Source organism: Intrasporangium sp., from assembly GCF_030452765.1.
GTDB lineage: Bacteria > Actinomycetota > Actinomycetes > Actinomycetales > Dermatophilaceae > Intrasporangium_A.
Window position 1 is genome coordinate 1 of the sequence record NZ_JAKDLO010000284.1, and the last position, 3,785, is coordinate 3,785.

Below are 3,785 nucleotides of genomic sequence, written 5' to 3' on the forward strand. Positions count from 1 at the left end.
GACCGCCAGCTGCGCCGGTGCGGCCCGGCTCGCCGGGGTCGGCCTGCCATTGCATCGGTTCGCAGTGGCCGTAGCCGATCCGGGCCTCGGACTCGATCACGGCGCGGACCTCGAGCAGCACGCAGGCCAGCACCCAGTCGGGTCCGTCGGTGCCCTTGACCTGCGCCCCCGCCGGGGTGGCCATCACGACGGTGCGCGGGTCCTTCTCCGGGCCCATCCGGGCGGCGCCGAGGAAGGAGCGGACGTGGCCGGTCAGCGACCACTCCCCCGCCCCGACCCCGCCGGGCAGGGCCCAGGCGTCGTGGACGGCGTGCGCGACGGGGATGGACATCGCCTGCAGCACCGTGGTCTCGATCGCGGCCAGCTGGCCGACCGCACCCTCCGGGGTGCGGGGGAACCCGGACGGGACCATCGCCGGCCCCGCCGTCGTGGCGGGCGGGATGGTGATCGGGTCGGCGAGCCCGGTCGCCGGTGGGGCCGGCTGTGCGTCCGCCGGAGGAGCCGGGGGCATCGGGGCGGCGGCGATCCGGTCGCGCCGCTCGTCGGCTGAGAGCCCGGCGGCGGGTGAGCCGGCGGCGGGTATGCCGCTGGGCTGGCTCGCCTGGGTGCCCTCGGCGGGCGCCGGCGGGCTCTGCTCGGCGGGGGTGAGGGCGAAGTGGATCGCGTAGCCGAGGCCGGTCAGCAGCAGCACGGCTGCGGTCGTGGCGGCGGCGAGGACGGCGATCAGCCGCCTGCGGCCCCAGCCGGGGTCAGGCTCGAGGGCCGAGGTGGGGGACTGCGCCGCAGTGCGCTGCGTGGCCGATGTCCGTGGCGGCGTCATCAGATGCACCCCTGGCCGGTGATGGCCGCGACCATGCCGGGCAGAACCATGTAGGCGACGGCGGCGAGGAAGACGACCACGACGGCGACGACGCCGGCCTTGGAGGCGTGCGGCATCGAGAAGACGCGGCCCGCGACGACGGCGCCGATGCCGACCATGATGCCGACGCCGAAGAGGACGAGGACGCCCCACAGCACGTAGCCGGTGATCTGGTCGGCGTAGAGCTGGGCGTCGCCGGGGGCCTTGGGGCAGATCCGGGCGGCGACGTCGGCGCGCCAGGCTGCCGACACGGTGTGGAAGGTCGTGGTGGTCGCAGTGGTCATGATGGTGGTGATCCCTTCGAGGCGGCGGACGGTGCGACGGTGGTCGGGTTGGCGGTGGCCAGCAGGTCGAGTGCGGTGGTGGCCGCCGCGACGACCGATGCCGGCAGGGGGGCCGTGTCCGGGCCGGTGATGGCCAGGCGGCGGTCGCATGGGATGGGCAGGATCCGGCCGGTCTCGGCGAGGGCGTTCGTGCGCGGGCCGGTGGAGTGGCGGACGGGCGAGGGCCAGCGCGCCAGCCGTGGGCCGGGGACCGCGGCGACGGCGCTGCTGACGTCCCGGTGCTCGGCGAGCAGGCCGAGGGTGGTCTCGAGTCGGCGCAGGCCGGGCACCGTCGCCGTCGCCACCAATAGGAGCGGCTCGCCGCTGATGAGCAGCTCACGCAGCCAGCACGCCGTGGCCAGCACGGCCTCGGCCGGCCACGCGACGTCGACGATGCTCATCTCGAGGTCGCTCTCGGCCGGGATGGGCAGGTCGGCGGGTGTGAGCGCACCGTGGCTGACCCGGTCGATCAGGACGTGGTCGCGGGCTCCGCGACGCCACCCCGCCTCCGTGTCCCCCAGCTCGGCGGTGCTCGCGCCGGCCAGTCCGGATGCGGCCGGTGGCGCGCACTCGATGAGCCGGCACGGGTCGTCGGTTGCCTGGGCGAGGGCAAGCGCCGTCGTGGAGGCGCCGACACCGCCGCCGCAGCCGAGCACGGTGAGGACCCTGCCCCGGTGAGGACGCCAACTGACCGCGGGAGCGGGACCTGCGGCATACGGCTGCTCTACGGTGCTGTCGGATTGCAGCGCTCGCCAGGCGCGTTTGAGCTCGGCCACCGTGACGGGGCGGTCGGTGGTCCTGACCACGGTGAGGCTCATGCGAGCTCACCGCCGAGGGCGCGGCGACGGAACTCAAGTGCCGCACGCAGGTCGGCGGCGGGCAGCGTCTTCAACGCGGCCTTGGCCTGTTGCACCTCACGCAGCTGGGCGACGCACCCATCGAGCAGCCGGATCGCCTCGTCCTCCTGGCCCGCGATGTCGAACAGGCGAGCGACATCGGCAGCCGAACGCTGCCCGTCCGCCGTGTCAGCGTCAGGGGTCGGGTCGCGGTTGTCGTCGGTCACGGTGATCACCTCGACCATCCGAAGGTGACGAGCAGGGCCGCGGCGGTCATCGTTCATGCGGAGATCCCCCGCGTCTGGCAGGCCTGCGACAGGGCCTCGATGGTGCGGCCTGCGCGGCGGCGCACCGTCACCGGGGCGATGCCGTACTCCTTCGCGACCTGCTCGGACAGCTCGTTCGACAGCAGCCCGCCGCGGCCGCGTTGGTACGTCGTCGCCTCGGACCGGTCCGCGGCCGCGGCCGCGACGAGCGATAGCAGCAGGCTGCGGTCCTGCTCGCTGATCACCTCGTTCTCGCACGCCCAGGACAGCAGGTCCAGCAGCTCCTCAGCGGCGGTCGGCTCAAGGTGAGCAGGGGTGGCGCGCAGCTCCCCCCAGAACGACGCGTCCGGCTCGACCTGGTAGATCCGATGCCACGTCGGGTCCTGACGAGCCAGCTGGCTCGCCGCGTCGCACTCCATCAGGACACCGGTCCGGGTGTTCATCAGGATGTTGGCGGCTACCCTCGTCAGCCGCTCCCACCCGAAGCCGCGGATCTCCAGCCACAGCTGCGCCGCGACCACCTCGTCGATCCGGTCCGACAGGGTCCGCAGACGGTGCGCCAGCAGACACGCGCCCGGCAGCAGCGCCCACGCGAGCGTCGCCGCAGCAGCCCGGTCGTCACCCCCGTCGATCGCGGCGCGCTTTGCCAATGCTTGGAGGACCTCGTCGGCGTCCCTCTCTGTGGCGCGTTTCAGCCATGGCCGCAGAGCCCCGAGGTCTGCGACCGGAGTCAGACGCTCATCGTCGCGAACCCAGTCCTTCCATCTGCGGGCAGCCAGAGCGAGCAGCTCCCCGTCCTCGGCCTCGATGCCCAACTGCTCGGCAACACCCATCGCCGATCCCCTTTCGCCGTGTCGAACACGGCGAAAGGTCGGCGACGCGCGTCACCCGACTCGTGCCCCCCGAGCAGCTCGGGAGCGGGGGTACGACGGGGTACGAAGGCGTTTGCGCAGGTCAACCCGCGTACCCCAAGTCGCGGAACGCCTAAGCCACTCGAACGTTCCGGCGAGCAGACGGTCCGGCTTCGGCCTTGCCTGTCGCACTCCACAACGTCGCAGGGGCACTGGGCGCAGCCATCAAGCGGGCGTGCGTTTGAGCCAGTTGAGAGCTACTTATGCGATCGGCTGGTAGCGCTGACGCTATGCAGGGCGCACAGGCTCCACCGCTGGTGCCATCGAGTTCGTCACCGAGGGTGTCGTTGGAGGCACCCCGTATCGCGAAGGCTCATCGCGATTGGGAGATCCCGGAGCACGGGTTCTGGCACCAGTGGTCTTCGGAGGTCAGCTCGCGGCCTGTGGCCGGCGGAGCCACGCATGTTGCTCGAGGATGCGTTCGGTGCGGTCGGGCAGTTCGTCGGGTGCGCCCGGTTGTTCTGAGCGGCTGCAGATGTCGTCGGTGGCGATGCGTTCGGCTTCTTGGTGGTGTCCTTCGGCGGCGGCGACGGCGGCGAGGTCGAGCCGTGGGATCTCCTCGTAGGGGGCTGCGAGGCAGGCGAGCTCGG

Annotated in this window: 5 protein-coding genes and 1 pseudogene; all 6 read right to left on the minus strand. The window is 72.6% G+C overall.

Annotated elements, in window-relative coordinates; translation table 11 throughout:
• Positions 1–820 (minus strand): annotated as a pseudogene (locus tag L0H79_RS21365) (hypothetical protein); the annotation flags it as partial.
• Entirely contained in the window at positions 820–1,143 is a 324-nt protein-coding gene (locus L0H79_RS21370) for a hypothetical protein (protein ID WP_301486732.1), read from the minus strand. The pseudogene L0H79_RS21365 and the gene L0H79_RS21370, both read right to left, overlap by 1 nt.
• Entirely contained in the window at positions 1,140–2,000 is an 861-nt protein-coding gene (locus L0H79_RS21375; RefSeq protein ID WP_301486734.1) for a hypothetical protein, read from the minus strand. The genes L0H79_RS21370 and L0H79_RS21375 overlap by 4 nt, the downstream gene beginning before the upstream one ends.
• Positions 1,997–2,302 (minus strand): hypothetical protein, encoded by a 306-nt coding sequence (locus L0H79_RS21380; RefSeq protein ID WP_301486735.1) that lies wholly within the window; start codon positions 2,300–2,302, stop codon positions 1,997–1,999. The genes L0H79_RS21375 and L0H79_RS21380 overlap by 4 nt, the downstream gene beginning before the upstream one ends.
• The gene (locus L0H79_RS21385; RefSeq protein ID WP_301486737.1) at positions 2,299–3,117 is read right to left on the minus strand and encodes a hypothetical protein; all 819 of its coding nucleotides are present in this window, start codon (positions 3,115–3,117) and stop codon (positions 2,299–2,301) included. The genes L0H79_RS21380 and L0H79_RS21385 overlap by 4 nt, the downstream gene beginning before the upstream one ends.
• Before the next feature lie 447 nt (positions 3,118–3,564).
• A partial coding sequence (locus tag L0H79_RS21390) for a hypothetical protein (RefSeq protein ID WP_301486739.1) occupies positions 3,565–3,785 on the minus strand: 221 nt, incomplete at its 5' end.